Origin of the sequence: Streptomyces fuscigenes (assembly GCF_021556455.1) — a bacterium.
GTDB lineage: Bacteria > Actinomycetota > Actinomycetes > Streptomycetales > Streptomycetaceae > Streptomyces > Streptomyces fuscigenes.
The window spans coordinates 1-2,187 of the sequence record NZ_JAKGCV010000654.1 but is presented as its reverse complement, the minus strand read 5'-3'; the positions used below and the strand labels follow the sequence as shown (position 1 = coordinate 2,187).

The following is a 2,187-nucleotide window of genomic DNA, read 5'->3' as shown; positions in this document are numbered from 1 at the left end:
CGCCGTCAGCAGCAGCGCCGCGGCGCCCGTCGCCTCGTCCTCCACGACCACCTCGTCGCGGCGCGGGAACGCCCGGGCGCGCACGCGGCCCGCCGCCTCGTCCTCCCAGGCCCACGCGTACAGCCACCCCTCGCCCGGCGGGGGCGCGGGCAGGGCGTCGACCTCGGCCGGCGAGTCGTAGCGCCGCAGCGTCCGGGGCGGCACCCACTCCGGGCGCGCCGTGATCCAGGTGAACTCGCCGTCCTGGCGCACCCACACCTCGCCGGCCTCCACCTGCACGGACTCCACGTCCAGCAGCCAGGCCGCCCCGACGAGGGGGTGCCCGGCGAACGGCAGCCGCAGGCCCGGCGCGTAGATGTCGACGAGGCCCCGCTCGGGATCGTCGACGAAGACCGTCTCGCTGTAGCCGAACCGGTCGGCGACGGCCTGCCGGGCCGCGCGCTCGCGGTACGCCCGGCCCTCCCGTACGACCCCGAGGGTGTTGCCGTGCCGCCCGTCGGCCGCGCAGAACACCCGCAGGACGTCGTGGGGCACCGCGGGCTCGTCCCGCGTCTGGTCTGTCACCCCGGCATTCAAGCACCCCCGTCCCAACCCCCGGTTCTTGGGGATTGCTTGACCGGAACTTGACCTTCGCCAAGGGATCACGTGGCCGGACGGTGACCAGGTTGAGCCGGTACGTGAGAAATGAGATCCGGATCACTGGACGGGTGGATGTTGGTGAGGTAAGCCTTCGTTAAGTTAGGTCTGCCTCGCTTGCGTGAGGCCCATGTCGCCCGTTTCCGTGCCACCCGCCCCAACCGTCCTCTTCGTTCCACCGGGACCGCTTCGTCCCCGCCGCCCCAGCTCGTTGTCCCGCCGCCCCGCTCTTGTTCTTTGCCCCTGCCGTCCCGACCCCCATCCGTGGAGCCCTGCATGCGCCCTGTCCGTCTCTCCGTCGTCACCGCAGCCGCGGCGGTGGCCGCCCTGACCGCCATCACGGGCTGCGCCGACAAAACCGACGCCTCCTCCGGCGCGAAGGGCGGGGACGGGGCCGTCCACGTCACCGCGAAGGACGACTCCTGCACCGTCTCGAAGACGACCTTCCCGGCCGGGCACCTGCAACTGGCCGTCGAGAACCAGGGCTCCCGGGTCACCGAGGTCGAACTGCTCTACCCCGACGGGCGCATCGCCACCGAGCGGGAGAACCTCGGCCCCAGCACCCGCGCCACCGTCACCGCGGAGATCAAGGCCGGCACGTACAACATCGCCTGCATACCTGGCATGAAGGGCGAGGGCATCCGCAAGAAGGTCACGGCCACCGGCGGCACGGCCGCCAAGCGCAACCCCGTGATGGACGCAGCCGTCGACGCCTACCGCGTGTACGCGCAGCAGCAGGCGGACGACACGCTGCCCAAGGTGAAGGTGTTCACCGACGCCGTGCGCGCGGGCGACATCACCGCCGCGCAGAAGGCCTTCGCCCCCTCGCGCGTCGGCTGGGAGCGCACCGAGCCCGTCGCCGAGTCCTTCGGCGACATCGACCCCAAGACGGACACGCGCGCCGACGGCCTCGAGCCCGGCCAGAAGTGGACCGGCTGGCACGCGCTGGAGAAGCAGCTCTGGCAGGACAAGAAGCTCGGCTCCAACTCCAAGGCCCTGGCCGACCAGCTGGACAAGGACCTCGCGAACTGGCAGCAGCGCGTCGGCAAGGCCGTGATCACCCCCACGTCCATGGCCAACGGGGCGAAGGAACTGCTCGACGAGGTCGCCACCGGCAAGATCACCGGGGAGGAGGACCGCTACAGCCACACCGACCTGTCCGATTTCCAGGCCAACGTCGACGGCGCGCAGAAGGCCTACGAGCTCCTCAAGCCGATCGCGCAGAAGAACGACCCGGCGCTCGTGACCTCGCTCGACCAGCAGTTCACCGCGATCGACACCCTCCTCGCCAAGTACCACGACAAGGGCAGCTCCGACGGGTTCGTCGCCTACACGAAGGTGACGAAGCCGCAGCGCAAGGAGCTCTCCGACGGCGTGAACGCGCTCGCCGAGCCGCTGTCGAAGCTCGCCGCCGCGGTCGTGAAGTAGCCCGCCGTGAACGACATCTCCCCCGAGGAACCGCGTGCCGCCGACGAGTCCGCCGAGCCGGGGGCCCGCCCCGGCCGGCCCTCGCGCCGCGCGCTGCTCGGCTGGGGCGGCGCCGGGCTCGCG

The 2,187-nt window shown here is 71.7% G+C and carries 2 protein-coding genes; one reads left to right on the top strand and one right to left on the bottom strand.

Annotated features, from left to right (window positions below):
* Positions 1-564, bottom strand: a 564-nt coding sequence (locus L1885_RS27420; RefSeq protein WP_235799846.1) for a PhzF family phenazine biosynthesis protein, incomplete at its 3' end; no start/stop codon positions are given.
* Positions 565-912: 348 nt separating this feature from the next.
* Here L1885_RS27420 and efeO point away from each other — a divergent pair.
* Positions 913-2,064 (top strand): iron uptake system protein EfeO, encoded by a 1,152-nt coding sequence (gene efeO, locus L1885_RS27415; protein WP_235799845.1) that lies wholly within the window; start codon positions 913-915, stop codon positions 2,062-2,064.
* The last annotated feature ends 123 nt before the right edge of the window (positions 2,065-2,187 follow it).

Excerpts from the sequence above, each read along its gene's own strand:
- efeO (WP_235799845.1), top strand. The coding sequence starts at position 913 with ATGCGCCCTGTCCGTCTCTCCGTCGTCACCGCAGCCGCGGCGGTGGCC.